Raw genomic sequence first — 18417 nt, forward strand, 5'->3', positions numbered from 1 at the left:
GGCGGCAACGATACGGACGACGGACTGAGCACGGGGGTGCAGCAACACGATGGTTCCGGGAACGGTGCAGCAGCTGACCATCCTGTTTGTCCTCGTGCTGCCCGGCGTCTTCTACCAGGCCGTGCGGGAGCGGCTGCGCGGTCCCCTCGTCACAGAGCAGGAGCCGCAGAACCGGCTCGTGCGCGCCATCGCCGCCGGAGCTCTGCTCGACGCCCTCTACGCGGTGGTCGCGGGGCCGTGGCTGGTGCGGCTGCTGGCCGGGAGGGGAGACGGGCCCTTCGCCAGGGTGCTGCGGCAGCCTCGCCAGGCGGGTCTCGCCGCACTGCTCCTGATCGTCGTCGTGCCGACCGCGCTGGCCTGGGCGGAGGCCGTGTGGCGGAGGCGGCACGCACGGGCGCGGTACGAGCCAACGCCGACCGCCTGGGACGCCCTCTTCCGTGATCGCGGGTCCTGCTTCGTCCGGATGCGCCTCAAAAGCGGTCTGTGGGTGGGTGGGTGGGTGGCTCGGTTCACGGTCGGCCGTTTCGGCGTATCCGCAGCAAGGGGACCTCTATCTACAGGCGCAGTACCGGATGGGGGCCGACGGCAGGTTCCTCGGAAAGGTGTCCGGCACCGCGGGTGTGTACGTGCGGGCGCCCACATCTGCCCGTTGGACAGGACGATGCCACCGCGCACCTCGTCGGCCGCCGCCACGGCCTCCGGCCCGAGGAACCATTCCAGGCCGCCGGGCCCGGCGTCCGCGCGCTCGGCCTGCTGGAGGATACGGCGCGCGGCGTCTTCGGGCCTCACGCGGAGATCCGGCCGCAGACGACCATGCGGTCCCGTGCATCGGCGGTCGGAGCCCTGTCCACGTCACGCCGCGTGGCGTTCACCGTCTGCGTCATCGCTCCCCCGTCGGCTTGTACTGTCCCCTGCGCACCTCCACACGCGCTCTCCGTGTGGAACGAACGCCAGTAACAGGATCAACTTACCCATTACATCGCGTACTTGGGTGAGTCTTCGACATGCTCGTCGGCCACGACGCTGCGTCCGTTCGGGCTGAGCACTCCCGTACGGACGACATTGCCCGGGTGGCTACCTCATCACCGACACCCTGACCTGCCCACCACCGAACCCCTGCTCCTGCTCACCGGCGGCCGGGCCCAGCCCCCTGTTGGAAGAGCCCTCAACTGGCCTCGACTGATCACCCCGCTGCCGACACCCCGCCGCACTGGGAGCGCGTCCTCGAGGCGTACGTCGTCAGTGCCAGGAGGCGATCGAGCGCTGGCGATGACGCGGTTCATGCCGGCCAAGCATGGTGGCGAACTCGGGGAAGCAACGCGGGTGGCCGACGGGAGTTGGCATCCGCGCTCCCTCCGCGGCGACCGCGGGGCCCCTCACGCAGGGACTGCCCTCCGACAGCTCGGGCCCGGCATCCACCACGTCCATCGAACACATAATGATCAGAACCGATCGAGGAGAGGTGCATGCCCTTCACACTCAGCCATGCCGCCGCCGTGCTCCCGGCGCTCCGGCGGACCGGCACGGCACGCGGTGAGCTGGTCGCCTCGGCGCTCGTGGCGGGATCGTTCGCACCGGATATGACGTACTACGCCGACAGTCTGATCCCGGGCGCCATGGCCTTCGGTGAGGTCACCCACGCCCCATTGGGGGTGCTGACCGTGGACGTGCTGGTCACCGCGGCCCTGGTCGGCGGCTGGCTGCTGGTGCGCGAGCCGCTGATCGCCTTGTTGCCCCGGGCGTGGCAGAGCCCGGTCCACACTTTCGTCCGCGGCCGGCCCCGGCGGCCCAAGGGTCTCCGCCAACTCCTCACCCTGGTGGCCTGGTTCGTGGTCTCCGCGGTGCTCGGGGCGACGACGCATGTCGTCTGGGACGCCTTCACCCACCCGGGCCGCTGGGGCACCCGGCTGGTGCCCGGCCTGAACCAGGTGGTGGGCGGCCTGCCCGTTTACACCTTCGTGCAGTACGGCACTTCGGCTCTCGCGGCGGCGGCACTGGGGTGGTTCGGGTGGTCGATCCTGCGGGGGTGGGGCGGTGGCACCCGCGGCGGCGTGGCGTCCGGGGCCGCGGCGTCCGGGGCGTCCGCGGTACCGGTGCTGACCGTACGGCTGCGGCTGCTGCTGACTGCCCCGGTCGTGCTGTGCGTACTGGCCGGCGCGGTGCACCGGGTGATGCGGGTGCGCGCCGTTAACGGTCCCGCGGCGCACTGGCTCGGCTACCTCCCGACCGTGCTCTTCGGCGCGGGTGCGGGACTCACCCTCGGGCTGGTGCTCTACGGGGTGGCCGTGCGGCTGGTCCACCGCCGTACGTGTCGCACCGGGGCAGCCCGCGGCGGCGTCACGGGTCCGTTGCCGCGTCCCGGGAGCGGATCCGCAGACTCGACGGTGTCCCCGTCGGCGTCCTCGTCGGTGCCCTCGTCGGCGTCCTCGTCGGGTGTCCCGTCCGCCGTGGGGGGACGGAGTCCGGCGCCGAGTGACACCAGCCGGGGAGCCGCCGGCCCCTGCGCCTGCTGCACCGTGCCGGGCTGCTCGGCGAGGGCGGGGTAGACCGAGGCGCGGGTCAGACGTGCTGCGCCCCGCGTGCCAGCACCATCAGGGCATCGACGAGTTCCTCGGCGGGCTGACCGGTGGCGAGGCTGCGCAGTTGCAGTCCGAAGACCAGCGCGACGGCGCTGCTCGCCAGCCGCTCGGCGCCGGGTACCCCGAGGCCGGTGAAGATCCGGGTGACCAACTGGCGAGCTCCTCGACTACACGCCCGAGCAGATCGACCGCGCGCTGACCGTGAACCTGCGCGCCCCATCATGCTGGCCCACGCGCTCGCGCCCCGGATGGTCGAGCAGCGCCGGGGCCATATCGTCCTCGTCGGCTCGATCTCCGGGAAGACGGCCACCAAGTACTCCTCGCTCTACAGCGCGGCCAAGTTCGGACTGCGCGGCTTCGCGCTCTCCTTCGGGCAGGACCTGCATGGCACGGGGGTGGGGGTCTCGCTGGTCCAGCCCGGCGCCGTACGCGACGTAGGCATGTTCGCCGCCACGGGCGCCACCCCGCCGACCGGCGTACGCATGGTCTCCCCGGACCAGGTGGTGGCCGGGGTGGTCCGGGCCGTCGAGCGCGATCTGTGCGAAGACAATGTCGCGCCGGTCGAGTTGAAGGTGCTCAGCGCCATTGCCGGGCAGTTCCCCGGCCTCGCGGAGAAAGCGCAGCGCGGCTCCAGTGCCGAGCGCACCATCAACCAGGTCGCGGCGGCCCATCGGGACAGGCGGTAGCCGCCCGCGTCGGCGCCGCCGAAGACCACCGGGCTCACGGCCAGATGCCCTCTAAACCCGGCGTACCGGCCGACTCGTCCGCCATTATGGCCCTGACCGGGACAAACGCCCTGTTCAGGGCCGTCGTGCGCACCCGAATGCAGCCATCGTGACGCGGGCGCCGGACAAGGCTCTGCCGGTGGCGGCGCGGCTCAGCTCGGGCAGGCGGAGCGCAGCGCGGCCCAGGTGTATGAGCCGACGACGCCATCGACCGAGAGGCCACCGTGGCAGATGTTGTTGAACTGCCTCTGGAAGCGGAGAACCGCGTTGTAGGTGATGCTTCCGAAGATGCCGTCCACCTGTCCGGCGCTGAGGAATCCGCGGTGGTAGAGCTGGCACTGCACCTCGATAACCCGGTTTCCGGTGTCACCGGATTCGGTGATGGCCGTACCGCTGTAGTACGTCCTGGCGCAGCTGTAGGACTGCGCGGCGTTGGACGTCGGCGAGGCAACGCCGGCAGCCATGGCCGAATCAGCGAGGACGATCGACATGCCGGTCAGGGCGAGCGCCGCGGCCGATGCGACGACAGCCTTGCGGATGTACATCAGTCAGTACCTTTCGTCGGGACAGGTGCGCAGGCGACTCCGGGGCGTTGATGACCCACGGTTGGAATCACTGTGCTTGGGCGACGTGGCGCTTCACCAGCCGAGATGAGCAACCGGAGATGTCCCGGGACCTCCCGGGCGGCCACCTGCGAACTCGTCGTGGTCCCGACGTGATCCTGGGAAAATCCACGTCCGCTCACGTGATGTCCGGATCTGGCGCCTGGAAGTGGGACAACGGCGGCGAAACCTCTCCACGATCAGCCGGACAGGAGGAGACTTTGGGCGGGCTCCGGGCTCCGGGCTCCGGGCTCGAGGACTGGTGCTGCGGAGAGGGAACGTAGTGAGATGGAGAGCGTTGCCCCCGTCACTTGACTCGAACGGGCGGCGGTTCGTGGGACAGCTACGACTGTTGAAGGACCGCAGCGGGCTCAGCTTGCTATCGCTCCAGGCGAAGACGCCCTTCAGCGGTTCGTCATGGGAGCGATACCTCAATGGCAAAGTCCTGCCTCCCGAGGCGGCTGTCGAAGCCATGGCAAGGATCGCGGGCGAGGATGCCGCAGCCTTACTGGGGTTGCGGGACGCGGCCGAAAGGACCTGGAACACAGCCTCGGACGCCGATGCCACGGTCGGAAGCGATACGGCGCACGGTACGCCGGAATCCGAGGCGCCACGGATACGGGTCGCGGCGTTGTCCGTGGCCGCGGGTGCGCTCCTGCTTTCCGCGGTCGTTTCCGTACTGCTGGTCATGGACGCCCGACACCGGGAAGCCGCGAGCGAACCGGTGGCCACCGCCGATGTCGGGAAGTACACCTGTACGTACAGCCGACGCGACGACCTGCTGTTCGCCGGGAACAGCACCACCACATCCCGTGTGGTCAAGCTCAACAACACCGGCCCCGACACGGCCGAGGTGCAGTGTCTGCTCCGGCGCCACAAGCTGTCCCCGGGAGACGTCGACGGATACTTCGGATCACATACGGAAGCGCAGGTCAAGCGGCTACAGCGGCAGGACCACGTGCCCGCCGACGGCGTCGTCGGGGAGGAGACGTGGGGACTCCTGCGCCATGTGGAGTGAACGCCCGGCCGGACAAGGGGGACAAGGAGGAGCCCGGACCGTGAAGAACTCGCGGAGGACATCCCACTGGCGCGAACTGCCACCGACCTTGCCCGCCGCATACGCGAACTTGGTCACCGAGCTGCGGGAGCTGAAGGTCCGTAGCGGCCTGAACTTGGCCGAGTTGGCGGAAGCGACGGCCATCAGCAAATCGTCCTGGGAGCGGTATCTCAACGGGAAGCAGTTCCCACCGCGCCACGCCGTCGAAGCCTTGAGCCGGGTGGTGGGGGACACCGACTCCGGAATCCTGGCGCGGTGGGCCCTGGCGGATGCGGCCTGGAGTGGCCGCGATGGCCGCGATGGCCGCGAGCACAGCATCGCGGCCGACCGCGTCCGCTCGTCCCCCACCGCTGAGCGGCGGCGCCCCGGGCCGTTGTACCGAGCGCTCCTGGCGGCCTCTGTCTTCATCACCAGACGGCCTCGAACCGCTACGGCCGGCGTCCTGCTCGCATGTGCGGCAATGATCACGCCGGCCGCCGCGTACCACATGTCACACGGTGCCACCCGGGTGTCACGCGCGCGCCCGCCTGTCTGCCAACTGGGGTCCTGCGAAGGCCGTAACCCTCGTACCACGGCCTGCGAGGACCCCATCACCGTGGCATCGCACACGGCCGATGACGGCACCCGTCTCGAAATCCGCCTCAGCCCGAGCTGTCGGGCGGGGTGGATCCGTACCCGGCCCACGCACGAAGGCTTCCGCATCGAGATCACCGGGCAGGGAGGACACCGCCAGAGCGCCGTGGTGACCACCTTGCCGTCGGACCAAGGCCCGGTCACCACTGCCATGATCTCCGCGGCTCATCCCGCACGCCTTCGTGCCTGCTATTACCCGTCCGCTCATCAACCCGGCAGGGAATGCTTCAAAGGCGCCGATGCCCCGACGTGAGGGGGCGCGACGGCATTGCCCGCAACTGTGGCTCGGGGCCCGGGAACGTGAGTCCGCCCCTTGCGGTACTCGCCGGGAGAGATCCCATAGGTCTTCTTGAAGACCCTGCCGAACACCGCATCATCCTGAAATCCCCATCGGGCGCGGATCTCCCCGACCGTCCGGCGGGCATGGGACGCGTCCGCCAGATCGGCGCGACAGCGTTCCAACCGCTGTTGGCGGATGAACCCACTGACCGTTCGCTGATCCTGCTGGAAGAGATATTGAAGATACCGCACGGAGATGTGATGCTCGGCAGCGATCAGCGCGGGAGACAGTCGCGGCTCGTTCAGGTGCTGAATGACAAACCTCTTGATCTCTTTGATGAGTTCCGCCTTCGGCGAAGAGGAAATCACCTCCCGCCGGTCCACCATGCTGATGAGAAACAGGGCCGAGAGGTCGATGACGGCCGAACCGAGGCGTCCGGCAGGTGCAGATTCCAGTATCGCGCACTGGTCGGCGACTCCCTCCAGGAACCGGGCCAGAACCACCCCGGGCCCGTTCCTCAGCGGCACCGGCCCCCGCGTCAGCTTTCGCGACGCACACACCGGAACAGGGACGGCACTGCACGGCAATTGCACAACCACCGCCTGTTCCGGCTCTTCCCGGCCGAGCAGCGACAGGTCGAGTGGCTGTGTCTCCTCCCGCAGGACAAAGGCGGTCGCTTCCTGATGCTTTCCCGCACGCCCCCGGAACGACGACCGCTCCTGATGGAACGAGAGCACGATGAGCCATGTACCCGGGTTGGGCTGGAGGAACGCACTGTATTCCCGTTCCCGTTCCCGTTCCCGTTCCTGCTCTCGTTCCCGTGCCACCGCGAGGGGCTTCACCACCGAAATACGCACCTGGCCAAGGTCCAGCACCCTCATTCCGTGGGAATCCACACAGGTGTCGTACGTTTTCAAAACCGTAAGTGCCTTTCGTGCAACCGAGACTTCGGACTTCCCCGGGGACAGCGAGCCCGCTCACCGCGTGGGTTCACGTTCGCCGCCCGTGCGAAGCGCTTGCCTCTACACTCTTGACGGCTTGGCCCGGCCCAGGAAGGGATCCGGCGTCCCATGGGACGTCCTGAGACGCCACACACTCGGGATCTCGCCACAAGATAGGACATACGGGGGGAAATGGCATGGGGGTGGCGAACGCTGACGCGCCGAAAGGGTTGCCTCACGAAGGCACTCTTGCTCTGGCCTCCCCGGCCGGACGGCAACTGGTGGCCGAACTGCGGCGCATCAAGAAGACGTCGGGACTGAGCTTCGCCCGGCTGGAAACCCGGACCCACTACAGCAAGGCGTCGCTCGAGCGTTACGTCAATGGCAAGCTGTTTCCCGGTCGCGACGCGGTCAAGGACATCGCGCAAGCGTGCGGCGCCGACCCCGGGCCACTGCTGGAATTCTGGGACGATGCCCTGAAAGCGGCCATGGAGGAGCGGAAAGCCGACCCACCTCCCGGGACCGCGCCGCGGCGTGCGGCGGATCCGGAACCACCGATGCCGGTCGGCGACGCGTCAACTCATCGGCCGCACGGACCCGGACCGTTCCGCATCTGGCGGCGCGTGATCCTGTTCACCGGCCTGGGAATGGTCATTTCGTTGTCCGCGGTCCTGGCCTATGCATGGTTCGGCAGGTCGACCACTGCCAAGCCTCCGACGACCGGGTGCCGCGACTACTACGCGAATATCCATGCGTACACCACAGGGAAAGTCTGCTGGAAATCAGCCAGGGCGAGGGTGACCGGGTACGTGAAGAACCCGGACAGCACGGGAAATGCCACGGTCCAGCTCTGCGTCTCCAATCATCCCAATGTCTGCTCGCAGACCATCGATCTCGCTGCTGCGACACCGGGTAAGGTCACGCGCTACCACCGAACCGTCCACCTTCCCGCCGGTCATGGCGTATGGGTGCGTGCCTGTGCGAAGGGTCTCTGTACGCAGTGGGACTAGAAGTACGCAAGGGGCCAGCAGATACCGGCACATCACCTCAGGCTCCTCGAAGAGCCGGCCAGGTGTCCTCCCCCACCATGCCGTCGACGTGCAGATGGTGACGCCGCTGAAAATCCCTGACCGCCAGCCGTGTATCGTCCCCGAAATCCCCATCGACGCCGTACGGGCCGATGTTGTCTCCGCGAGCCTTCAGAATGCATTGCACCTCACGAACGCGGTCCCCGCGGTCGCCGTACTTGGTGAGGGCGGTCCCCGAGTAGTAGCGACACGATGTCCACGGCCGTGACTTCGGGGGTTTGTGCGACGGCTTCGGCGTGACGGTGATGACCTTGGTGGGCTGCGTCTGCGGTTTCGGGTTACTGGCCGCGCGGGTGGGCGCCGTGTCCCCTCCGCCGCCGCCCGGCGGGTCCGCATCGGGAGGCGTCCGCGGAAGCGGAGCCGATGTGCTCGGCGCCCGGTGTTTCTTGGCCCGGTGCGTCGGGCTGGGCGTGTGCGAGACGGCAGGTGACGCCTCACGGACACCGGCACGCGAGACCTTCGGGTGCGCCGCCTGCGACGCCCCGTTCACCGACCCGTTCCCCGCCCCGTTCCCCGGGATGATGAAGGCGACCACGACCGCGACCACCGCCACCACGGTCGCGGCCGCTCCCAAGACCATCGCCCGCCGGCTCTTCCGGCGACCGGGCTGTTTGACCGTACGCTGAGGAGCGCCCCGCCGCAGGACCGTCAACTGCTCCATGGGCGACACAGCGGCCGACCGGCCACTCCACCCCGCGCGCGACGCGATCAACTCCGCAACCGGATACGGCCATTCTCCGGCCGGATCACGTTCGCGGGCGATCTCGGTCACCCGCTCCGGGGAAGGCCGGGCGGCAGGGTCCTTGTCGAGGCAGCGCCGTACGAGCTCGGCGAGCTCCGGAGCGGTCTCCGCCACCCGGTCGACGACATCCGCGCTCGGCGGATCGTAGATCACCCGGTGGATGACGTCCCCGGTCGATCCTTCGCCGAACGGCGCCTGGCCAGTCGCCGCGAGTGCCAGGACCGAGCCCAGCGAGAAGACATCCGACGCGGAGCCGACGGGCCGGCCGTCCGCCTGCTCGGGTGACATGTACGCCGGAGTGCCGACGTGTTGACCGGTCACCGTGAGCGCACTGGCGTTGGCGGTGTGGACCACCCCGAAGTCGATGACCCGCGCACCGTCAGCGGCCAGCAGGACGTTGGACGGCTTGAGGTCGCGGTGGACGATCCCGGCGGCGGCGATGGTGGCGAGGGCCTGCCCGATCTCGGCCGCCAGCCGCCACACGACGGGCGCGGGCAGCGGGCCGTGCCGGCGCACCGCCTCGTCCAGGCTGAGGCCGGGGACGAAGGCCGTCGCCATCCACAGGTGCTCGTCCTCGTCGAACCCCGACCCGAGCAGCTCGGCGGTGTACCGGCCGTGGACCCGCCGCACGGCTTCGACCTCGCGGTCGAACCGGCGGCGGAACCGGGTGTCCTCGGCGTACTCCGGCCGGATCACCTTGACGGCCACCAGGTCCCGGGCCGTGTACGTGGCCGACTGCGACTCGTCCGCGGCCACGGCCCGACCGAGGAAGAGCCGCCCCATCCCCCCGCCCCCCAGCCGGGCCAGCACCCGGTAGGGCCCGATGGTCACCGGGTCCGTCCGGCGCAGCGGCTCGGCGCCGAGCCGTTCGAGGTCGGCGGCGGTCAGCTCTCCGGTCCAGGGGTGGGCGGGGTCGATGTCAGGCATGGGGGTTTCCTTATGGAGTTCCTGCTGTGACGCCCTCGGGCCATGGTCAGTGGTGCTGGCCGCCGGCCTCGGAGATGTTCTTCAGGACCGTGTCGAACTTCCGCTGGAAATCATCCAGGGACTGCCTGATCTTGTTCAGGTCCGCCTGGGCGCTGCTCCAGGAGGACCTGAACTGGGCGGCGTACGGGCCGCTCCAGTGGCTCGGGTCACTCAGGACGTTCCCGGCGGCGGAGAGCTGGGTGATGGAGTGCTGGAATCCGCCGTCGATGATGCCGAGAAACTTGCGGCTCGCGGCGTGTGCGGCGCCGTCGACTGAGATCTTGTCATCGGACATGGTGTTTCCCCTGTTCCATTTCCTATTGCTGGTTGATCGGAAGGAAGATCAAATTCGTGATCTATTCCTTCGGGGGCTCGTATCCCGACCTGAGCGCGTCCAGGGCCGGATCCTTCTCGCGGCTGCCAAAATTATTCGCCAGGTCGTAGATGGTCGGCGCGTGGTCCTTTCCGTGATCTTTTCCCGCCGTGTAAGAGTGCTGGTCCTTCAAGATCTGTCTGATGAGTTCCTGATTGGCGACGTGATCATTACCGAACTCTACGAGTTTCCCTGTCTTGTTGTCGTATATCTGCTTACCGTCGATCATCTTGCCGAGTGCGACGGTGAATCCCGCGAGGGAGATCTGCTGGTTGAGTTGTGTCGCGTTCGGGGCTTCGCCGTCCGGAATCCCCCAGTCAAGCAGCCCTTGAACCGGATCATGAGCTGAGTAGAGGCTCTGTAGTGCTCCGATCGCTGCGGTGTAGGCGACCTCGGCCACTCCGGCCGGCGGCTCGAGAGCGGCTGTGAACATGAACCACACATTGGCGTACCCTCCTTGGATCATGGACTTCAGCAGTTCATGATTCGGGGCGGCGTCGTCTGCGGCATGCAGGAATGGAGCAATGGCCTCGCCGACTTGCTGTCCTGCGCTTTCTCCCCACCCGTCCATCGCATCAGGGTAGGACCCTGGAGGGGACGGGCTTTCCGTGCTGTACTGCACACCTATCACATAGAGTTGTTTCAGGGGACCTGTCAGCGGTTCCCACTCACTTCTCGTCATCTTCGGTGCTCCATCTCCGAAGAAGCCCACCGAGATCTTGTGCAGGAGTGCTTGTGCTTGGGTCTGCCCCGGCTGCTGCCCCATCGCGACCGTGAGCGAGTTGATCAGGCTGCCGCGCAGCCCAGGGATTTCCGACGGGGGACCATAGAAGAGCTTTCGAAGCTGACCTGGGCTCAGTGAGTCGGCGAAGTTCCGAGCTGCCACCGGGTTGGCGCCGATACCGTTCAGGAACTGCAGCTTCTGGGCTGCGGTCATGTAGTGGTCGTCCAGGCTCACCGCGAAGCGGACCTCGGGGATGGGCCTCGTGAGCCGTGTGTTGACCGCTTTGTAGACCTTCGAGTCCAGTATGCCGATCGCGTAGGCACTCACCAGGGCCGGAATGCCACCGACGGCCATGGCGGTCTCGATGTGGCGTTCGTCCAGGTTGTTGTAGAAACCCGCGCTGAAGTAGGGGTCCTTGCCGTGCTTGGCGAGTTGCTTGATGATGCCGGAGACCTCGGTGGGCTTGGCATTCATGAAGCGCTTGGCGAGCGCCGCCCCCGCATTGATCTGCACGCGATGCGCGGCTTCTGCCTGCTGGCGTGCGGCCTCGTTCTGCAACTGTTTGAAGGCCTTGTCTATGGCCTTGTTGTTGGAGAAAATCGGCTGGTTCCGCCCCCGTACGAGAACACCACCGGCTTGCAGGAACGCCAAGCCGACGGTCCTCACGTCCCGGTCGGTGTAGTACGCGACCGCCACCTGCCTGGCAACGTCCAAGTCGATGGCCGAGACGCACCCGCCGCCATTTTGGTACGCGGTGAGCGTGGGCGCCAACACACTACGGACCCAGGTCTGCAACTGCTCGGCACCGTTGGTGCATGCATCGGAATACCTGTAGAGATTTTCCGGAATCGCGGAGACGTTGGCCATGTCGCTGTAGCACCTACTGCTTGGTCTTCTCAGCGGCGTGCGCCGCCTCAGTCGCCTGGGCCACCTGCGACTGGACTCCACGGGCCGCGGCTTTGAGTGCGGTGAGCGCCGTCTGCTGGTGCGTGAAGTCTGTGTCGAATCCGTCGCGCTTCGCGCCCTGCCACTTGGCACCGGGGCAATGACCGAGGAGAGCCGCGCGCTGGCCCTTGCGCAGCTGGATGAATCCTTCGAGCTTGTCGATGAGCTGCGACAGCTGCTGACTGAGCCGCTCGGCGGCGGCGAAATCGTATTTCGGTGGCATCAGTCAGTTCCCCCTGTTTGGCTCACGCGATAATTCTCTGGCCCCGGGCTTACCCGTGTCATTGACCTGGGGCGCACAGTCCCTGTGCACTTCACGCAATGCGCCGTACAGCAGTGACCATTCGTCAGTTCGCCACCTGCACACCCGCCGCCACGCCGTCCACGACCACATAGCCCCGCCCCGGCAGCGGCTCCATGCGGTCGTGGCGGGGCAGTTCGGTGCCCAGTAGATCGCCGTCGAGGTCGTGGTCGGGGCACAGCAGGATGCCGCAGCGGCTGTCGCGGGCGCGTTGGGTCCAGTGGCCGTAGGCGCGGCGCAGGGTGTCGGCGCGGCCGGCGGCGATCATGTGGTGGCCGGTGGCGGGGAAGGACAGCCACTGTTCCAGGAAGCCGCGCTCGTCCTCCACCGTGTCGGCGTCGTCGGCCAGGAGGAGGACGGGCCGGTCGAGGGGCAGTGCTGTGAGTGTCTGTTCGAGGTCGCCGTACCGGGTGACCAGGGCGGTCAGGCCGGGCAGGTCCCGCAGTGGGGAGCGGCGCGGGGCGAAGCCGACGACCGTGGTCGGGGTGTCGGCGGAGGACATCACGAGACGGGCGATGGTGCACAGGGCCGTGCTGCGGCCGGACCGCTGCGGCCCGGCGACCAGGGCGTGCTCGCGTTCGTACAGCCGTAGTCCGGCGCTGCCGAGGGTGTCGGAGTCCAGGCCGGCGGGGAGCCACCAGGGGTCCGTGGCGGTCTGGGCCGGCACCGCGAGGCCGGTGGCGGCGACGTCGGTGGGCAGCAGCCCGACCTCCGGGGCGGTGCGCTGCGCGCCCCTCCACCGGGCGGCGGTCTCCGCGACGACCGCCGTCAGGTCCTCTCCCGGCCAGCCGATCTGGATCACCTGCCGGTTGGCGGCCACAAGCGCCCGGCCCGGCACAAAGGTGGGGACCGCGTTGCGCGGCACGTCGAAGTATCCGTACTCGCCGGGGTCGGCCAGTCGCAGCAGCAGCTTGGTCTGGGTCAGGGCGGACCAGGCCGATGGCACGGCGCCGGAGCGGTCGGCGCTGACCGCGAATCTGATGCCGACCGCGGGGCCGTCGGCGTAGACGCGGGCGAGTTCGTCGATCAGATTCATCCCCGCCACGTCCTTGCCGAAGTCCGAGATGAGGGCGCCCAGGTTGTCCAGCAGCACCAGCCAGTCCGGGGAGCCGGCCGGGCCGCGGGCCTTGCGCTCGTCGAGTTCCCGGCGCAGCAGCTTGATCAGCCGGATCTGCCGCTCGCGCTCGGCGGACCCGATGTGGGCGCCGGTGTGCGGGAGCGCGGCCAGCGGGGCCAGGTCGCCCGCGCCGAGGTCGAGGGCGAAGATGTGGTGCCGGTCGGGCGGGCAGGAGCCGGCGACGGCCAGGGCGAGCGTGGCCAGGGCGGTGGAGGTCCCGGCGCCGCCGCCCCCGTAGATCAGCACGTTTCCCGCGGCCGGGTCCCAGCCGACCGCGTATTGCCGCTGCCGGTCCGGGTCGTCGGCGAGAGCCCAGGCGGGCAGCCCGGTGGTCCCGGTGTGCAGGCCCTGTTCAGCAACCGGGGGGAGGTCCGTGCGGTGGACGACGTCGGGTAGCGGGTCGGGCCAGGGCCGTCGCGGCGGGGCGAATCCGGAGAGATCGGCGGCCTGCCGTGCCGCGGTGACCAGCCGTCGCAGATCGGTCTCGGCCTCCGTGCTGTCGGTGGCCGCCGCCAGGGTCGGCATGCCCAGGATGAATGGTGCGGTCGTCACCGGTGCGGTCATCGCGGCCTGCGGGGTGACGCCGGTGGACAGCGCCGTCTGCACCGGCAGCACCTCGCGGGCGGAGAGCCGGTAGTAGGCACGCCCCCACTGCCGGGTGCCGATCCCGGCGGCGGCCGGGTTGTCGATGACGTCCTGGGAGTCGGAGGTGGACTCCAGGCGCAGCGCGATGCGCAGCTTGACGTTGTTCTTGATGGCGTCGTTGACCGATCCGGCGGGCCGCTGCGTGGCCATGATCAGGTGAACGCCGAGGCTACGGCCGCGCTGTGCGATGCTCACCAACGCATCCACGAAGTCCGGCAACGCCTTGACCAGGGTGGCGAACTCGTCGATCACCACCGCCAGCCGGGGCATCGGCTCCAGCTCGCCTCGCTCCGTGTCGCGCATCCGCTGGTAGTCCCGGATGTGGCTCAGGCTCACCTCGCGCAGCAGCCGCTCCCGGTGGTGGATCTCGGCCTCCAGGCAGCGCAGCGCGCGCTCACTCAACTGCTCATCCAGGTCGGTGACCAGGCCCACGCTGTGCGGCAGTTCGGCGCACTCGTCCAGCGCTCCGCCGCCCTTGTAGTCGACCAGAGCGAAGGTCAGGTGCTCGGGGTCGGCGTCGATGGCCATGCTCGCGACGAGGGTGCGCAACAGTTCGCTCTTGCCCGAGCCGGTCGTCCCGGCGATCAGGGCATGCGGCCCGTCGTCGTCCAAGTCCACGGTGAACAGGTCGTGTTCGCTGACCCCGAGCAGGGCACCGACCCGCAGTGCCGGGACACGCTCCTTCCACCGGTCACCGACAGCGGCCCCGGTAACGCTCTCGAGGTCCAGCAGCGACAGCAGCGAGACCCGATCGGGCAGCCCCGCACCCTCCATGCTCAGCTCCGGGTCCTCGAAGCGGGCCAGCGCCCGCGCGGTGGCACGCGCCTCGGGTACCGGCATGCCGCCGAGCAGCACGTCCCGCACGACCTCACCGGACGCCACATCACGTACGCTCCCGATGCCCTCGGCCGAGGCGGTGACCACGGTGGTGCACAGGGCGGGCAGACGGTCGGCGAGGACGATGCCTCCGCACCCCACGGGGCCGCCGGAGCGGCCGGCCAACAGGTCGCGCAGCGGACAGGGACGTCCTTCGAGCAGCGTGGCGCCGTCCACGACCACCAGGAGCACTGGCCCGGGGTTGTCCTGGCTGGGCTTGCGCCCGGACGTGGTGTCGAGCAGGCTCCTGGCCAAGGCGTCGGCCTGCTCCGCGCCGACGGCCACCAGCCGGGTCGTCCCCGTGCGCATATCCGCGCCGTGCGGCAGCCACTTGGTCCACTCCCAGTCGGCGAGCCGGTCGGCGTCGGCGAATACCGCGAGGGTCACATCGGCCGGGCCGCTGCCGACCACGGCCTGGCACAGCAGTGACCGCGCCATGGCCAGACACGCGCGCCGGTCCCCCTCGAGTCCGACCGCCTCGCCCGCAGCGATCCCGACGACCACGGGCACCTGCGGCAGGACGCACCGCGCCCCGAGGATGGCGGCTGCCTCCGGCGCGGGCTCGGCGGAGTCGTTGTCCAGCGGCGGGGTCCAGGACAGATCCGCGTGGCCGACGACGGTCCGCAGGAAGTCCGGTGCGCCCGGCCGCCGTTCCCACAACGCGACCCCCGGTGCCGTGGCGCGGTGGACCACCTCGGCCGGGTCGGGGTGCGCGGCCCGGCGGGTACGGACCTCGGCCGCGTTCCGCACCGCCACCTCCCGCTCGAAGTCGGCGACCCGCGCGGCGTGGGCACGCATGCCGCGGCGGAGCGTGAACCGGCCGCGCAGCCGCTCCTCGAAGAAGTTCCCGAGGAACATCAAGGGTGTGAGGGCCGCGATGGCGGCGTACCGGAAATCGTGGGTGAGGGCGACGATCCCTGCGGCCATCACCAGCGGACCGAGCATGCTGGAGACGCTGAACGGAGCTTTGTCGGCACGTCGGGGCGCGGCGGGGACGACGATCCGAGGCGGATCGGCCGGGCGGCCACCGCGCGGCGCACGGTTGAACGGCAGGGTGCCGCCGGGGCCGACCTCGCGGAGGGTGTTGACGCGCTGGACGGGCCCGAGGTGGTCGGGCGGCAGGACACGCAGCAGCACCTCACCGCCGAGCGAGACCAGGTCCTGCGGACGCACCCGAACACCCGGCTCGGCGATACGCTCGCCACCGACGTCCGTGCCGTTGGCCGAGTCGAGATCGGTGACGCGCACACCCCCGTCGGGCGCGACCTCGAACGCCGCATGCAGTCGGGACACCCCCGTGGCCACGACACACACATCTGCCTCGGCGCCGCGCCCGATGACCGTTCTGCCCACCTTCAGAGGAAAGCTGCGCCCGCCCTCGAGCCCGCCGACCACCCGCAGCACGGCGGCCGCGATCCGCGGCCCGCCAACGGAGCCCCAGCCGGCCCGAGCCACCCGTGATCCATGCGCGAGACCGCACTCGCTCAGCGCCGTCTCCGGCGGTGCCGTCCGCCCGTCGATGCTCAGCCCGGTCGCGGGTACGTCCAAGGCAGCGGCCAAGTCGGCCAGCGTGGCGTCCGGCCGACCGACTCGCAGCTCCATCTCCCGCTCGGATTCGCCATCGGCGTAGATGATCCGCACGGCACCGTCCCTCCAAAGTGGCTCCGGTCGCGAGGGGCCTGTCGAGTCTGAGGCCGGCCCCCTATGGAGGTCATTGACGGCGCACGCAGAGTCTTTGACTGTTGGCGCAATCAGAAGGGCCCCTATTTCAAGACGGGTATCCACCATGCCCAGTGGAAGTCGTTCCACCCTGACAAGTTCCGCCAGGACACCGCCACGACCAGGCCGATCGTCGCCTGCGTCGACGGCGTGTGCACTGTCCAGGGTCAGGCGAGCTACAAGGACGTCGCCTCCCACTGACCTCATGGACGAGCCCGAGCAGCAGCCGACGGAAGATCAAGGGGAAGAGATGTGCGCTGACGACCCGTCGGCGTCGTAGCGGGCCCGGGCGGCGAGGATCTCGCCCCCATGGGCCCGGGTCCAGTCCGAGAGGGCGTCGAAGACGGGGACGAGCGAGTGTGCCAGGGGTGTGGTGGCGTACTCGACCCGGGGCGGGACCCCGGGGTGACAGGTGCGGTCGACCAATCCGTCCCGCTCGAGCTGGCGCAGCGTCTGCGAGAGGACTTTCGGCGTGATGGCGGGCAGGCGCCGCTGCAACTCCCCGAACCGCACCCAGCCGCCGTCCCGGTCCAGGACCCACAGCACATCCGTGGTCCACCTGCGGAACAGCAGATCGATCACCGGGCTGATGGGACATGAATCCCCGGCGATACCAGTCATGTGGTTCCCCTCACAATCGAATTGCTATCCACTTGGTAACTACGGCCTTCGCGATAGTAACTTGAAGCTTGCCCGCGACAACACGCGGCGGGAAAACCGTATTCGATGAGGGAAAAGGTAAACCTGCCCATGGACAAGGAAACTCCACTCACCGCGAGTGATCCGATGGCCGTACAGACGTCGCGTCCGCTTCGGCGGAGGAGGGCTTTGCAAGCCGCCGTGGGCACGCTGGCGGGATTGGGTCTGGCGAGTGTCGCCTCGGCTCCGAGTTCCGCGGCACAGCCGAGCCGGTCAGGGGGCTCAGGGGTTTCAGGGCGCTCAAGGGGATCAGCGGGCGAGGAAGCCAGGTCACTGGATGAGTTGTACGCCGCTGCCCGGTCTGAGGACGGTGCTCTGACCATTTACGGCGGCGGGGACTTCAAGGAGATGCTGGCACCGGTCGAGCAGGCGTGGGCCCAGCGCTTTCCCGATGTCAGGATGACCATGATCGTGGACTACAGCAAATTCCACGACGTACGGGTCGACAACCAGCTAGCGACCGACACCCTCGTTCCGGATGTGGTCCACTTCCAGACCCTGCACGACTTCCCCCGCTGGAAGCGGGAGGGAAAGCTCCTCGCCTATAAACCGGCTGGGTTCGGCAAGATCCATGACAAGCTCAAGGATCCTGACGGTGCGTGGACGGCGATCGCCGTATACGCCTTCAGTTATCTCTATGACACCGCCACAGTAGGTGGTGCGCCGCCGCGGAGTGTGCGGGATCTCGCCGATCCGAAATGGAAAGGGAAGATCGCTTCTTCCTACCCCAATGACGATGACGCGACGCTCTACCTGTACAAGTTGTATGTCGAGAAGTACGGCTGGGAATGGCTGTCGCGGTTGATGTCCCAGGGCATCGAGTTCCAGCGCGGCACCAACAACCCCGGCGACGCGGTCCGCACCCAGCAGAAGACCATCGCCATCGGAACGGCATCGGTCTCCGCGCTGGAGTCCCCCCGTACCGAAGTCGAGTGGGTGCTCCCCACCGACGACCCGTTCATGGCCTGGGGACAGCGTGCCGCGATCCTCGCCGGGGCCAACCACACCGCGGCGGCGAAGCTTTACCTCAACTGGCTGCTCTCCACGGAGATGCAGCGGGCGAACAACGCCTTCGGCTGGCCTGTGCGCACCGATGTCCCACCGGCACCGGACCTGAAGCCGATCTGGGAGTACCCCAACGCCAACCTCGACGGCTTCGCCGCGTTCATGGCCGACCGCGCGGAGGTCGAACGCTGGCGCCAGACCCTCACCCTGTACGTCGGCGAGGTGCGGGGGGAACCGAGCCCCACGTGGCTCGGCCTGCACCCGGGAGCCAGCCGGTGAACGCGTGCCCCTGGGACATTCGCCCGCCGTACCGTCGCTGCCCGGCGATCCGGACAAGACAGATCCCCGGCGCCCCGCGCGGGGCGGGGGGCCGGGGATCTGCGTCAGGCTGTGGTCAACT

At 68.7% G+C, this 18417-nt stretch carries 16 protein-coding genes and 2 pseudogenes; 9 read left to right on the forward strand and 9 right to left on the reverse strand.

The genetic code is table 11. The features are described 5' to 3' along the window. Positions 1-49 precede the first annotated feature (49 nt). From AC4BEG_RS25015 to AC4BEG_RS25025, 3 genes and pseudogenes are all read left to right on the forward strand, one after another. Positions 50-421, forward strand: a pseudogene (locus tag AC4BEG_RS25015) (DUF6338 family protein); the annotation flags it as partial. 70 nt (positions 422-491) lie between these two features. After that, positions 492-995: a DUF6338 family protein gene (locus tag AC4BEG_RS25020; protein WP_490707179.1), complete on the forward strand. Its 504-nt coding sequence runs from the start codon at positions 492-494 to the stop codon at positions 993-995. Positions 996-1466: 471 nt separating this feature from the next. Next, complete coding sequence (locus AC4BEG_RS25025; RefSeq protein ID WP_490701990.1) at positions 1467-2546, forward strand: DUF4184 family protein; 1080 nt, start codon at positions 1467-1469, stop codon at positions 2544-2546. A 13-nt stretch (positions 2547-2559) separates the two neighbouring features. Here the strand turns inward: AC4BEG_RS25025 and AC4BEG_RS25030 are convergent, their stop codons facing one another. Then, positions 2560-2730, reverse strand: coding sequence for a hypothetical protein (locus AC4BEG_RS25030; protein WP_490701991.1), 171 nt, complete (start codon positions 2728-2730; stop codon positions 2560-2562). A 70-nt stretch (positions 2731-2800) separates the two neighbouring features. Here AC4BEG_RS25030 and AC4BEG_RS25035 point away from each other — a divergent pair, with 70 nt between their 5' ends. Continuing rightward, complete coding sequence (locus AC4BEG_RS25035) at positions 2801-3265, forward strand: SDR family NAD(P)-dependent oxidoreductase (RefSeq protein WP_490701992.1); 465 nt, start codon at positions 2801-2803, stop codon at positions 3263-3265. Between the two features lie 191 nt (positions 3266-3456). On the opposite strand, the gene AC4BEG_RS25040 is transcribed toward AC4BEG_RS25035, so the two are convergent. Beyond that, a complete protein-coding gene (locus tag AC4BEG_RS25040; protein ID WP_490701993.1) occupies positions 3457-3849 on the reverse strand; it encodes a peptidoglycan-binding domain-containing protein in 393 nt (130 codons plus the stop codon). A 391-nt stretch (positions 3850-4240) separates the two neighbouring features. On the opposite strand from AC4BEG_RS25040, the pseudogene AC4BEG_RS25045 reads away from it, so the two are divergent. From AC4BEG_RS25045 to AC4BEG_RS25055, 3 genes and pseudogenes are all read left to right on the forward strand, one after another. Beyond that, a pseudogene (locus tag AC4BEG_RS25045) lies at positions 4241-4348 on the forward strand (peptidoglycan-binding protein); the annotation flags it as partial. 246 nt (positions 4349-4594) lie between these two features. Further along, complete coding sequence (locus AC4BEG_RS25050) at positions 4595-4924, forward strand: peptidoglycan-binding domain-containing protein (protein ID WP_490707180.1); 330 nt, start codon at positions 4595-4597, stop codon at positions 4922-4924. Positions 4925-4964: 40 nt separating this feature from the next. After that, complete coding sequence (locus AC4BEG_RS25055) at positions 4965-5849, forward strand: helix-turn-helix domain-containing protein (RefSeq protein WP_490701994.1); 885 nt, start codon at positions 4965-4967, stop codon at positions 5847-5849. Here AC4BEG_RS25055 and AC4BEG_RS25060 read toward each other — a convergent pair. After that, complete coding sequence (locus AC4BEG_RS25060) at positions 5804-6757, reverse strand: helix-turn-helix domain-containing protein (protein WP_490701995.1); 954 nt, start codon at positions 6755-6757, stop codon at positions 5804-5806. The genes AC4BEG_RS25055 and AC4BEG_RS25060 overlap by 46 nt on opposite strands. 257 nt (positions 6758-7014) lie before the next feature. Between AC4BEG_RS25060 and AC4BEG_RS25065 the strand changes: the two genes are divergently transcribed. Further along, positions 7015-7827 (forward strand): helix-turn-helix domain-containing protein, encoded by an 813-nt coding sequence (locus tag AC4BEG_RS25065; RefSeq protein WP_490701996.1) that lies wholly within the window; start codon positions 7015-7017, stop codon positions 7825-7827. 37 nt (positions 7828-7864) lie between these two features. On the opposite strand, the gene AC4BEG_RS25070 is transcribed toward AC4BEG_RS25065, so the two are convergent. The 6 genes from AC4BEG_RS25070 to AC4BEG_RS25095 all read right to left on the reverse strand — a co-directional run bounded on the left by AC4BEG_RS25070 (position 7865) and on the right by AC4BEG_RS25095 (position 16934). Further along, complete coding sequence (locus AC4BEG_RS25070) at positions 7865-9574, reverse strand: protein kinase domain-containing protein (protein ID WP_490701997.1); 1710 nt, start codon at positions 9572-9574, stop codon at positions 7865-7867. Between the two features lie 46 nt (positions 9575-9620). After that, on the reverse strand, positions 9621-9908 hold the full coding sequence (locus tag AC4BEG_RS25075; RefSeq protein WP_490701998.1) for a hypothetical protein: 288 nt from the start codon (positions 9906-9908) through the stop codon (positions 9621-9623). A gap of 61 nt (positions 9909-9969) precedes the next feature. Beyond that, positions 9970-11577, reverse strand: a complete 1608-nt coding sequence (locus tag AC4BEG_RS25080; RefSeq protein WP_490701999.1) for a hypothetical protein — start codon at positions 11575-11577, stop codon at positions 9970-9972. A gap of 13 nt (positions 11578-11590) precedes the next feature. Further along, positions 11591-11878, reverse strand: coding sequence for a hypothetical protein (locus tag AC4BEG_RS25085; RefSeq protein ID WP_490702000.1), 288 nt, complete (start codon positions 11876-11878; stop codon positions 11591-11593). 124 nt (positions 11879-12002) lie between these two features. Continuing rightward, on the reverse strand, positions 12003-16235 hold the full coding sequence (locus tag AC4BEG_RS25090) for a type VII secretion EssC family protein (RefSeq protein ID WP_490702001.1): 4233 nt from the start codon (positions 16233-16235) through the stop codon (positions 12003-12005). Positions 16236-16550: 315 nt separating this feature from the next. Continuing rightward, positions 16551-16934, reverse strand: a complete 384-nt coding sequence (locus tag AC4BEG_RS25095) for a winged helix-turn-helix transcriptional regulator (RefSeq protein ID WP_490702002.1) — start codon at positions 16932-16934, stop codon at positions 16551-16553. Between the two features lie 426 nt (positions 16935-17360). Here AC4BEG_RS25095 and AC4BEG_RS25100 point away from each other — a divergent pair, with 426 nt between their 5' ends. Continuing rightward, positions 17361-18296: an ABC transporter substrate-binding protein gene (locus AC4BEG_RS25100; RefSeq protein ID WP_490702003.1), complete on the forward strand. Its 936-nt coding sequence runs from the start codon at positions 17361-17363 to the stop codon at positions 18294-18296. Positions 18297-18417: the final 121 nt, after the last annotated feature.

Source organism: Streptomyces sp. JLBJ103 (assembly GCF_058215575.1).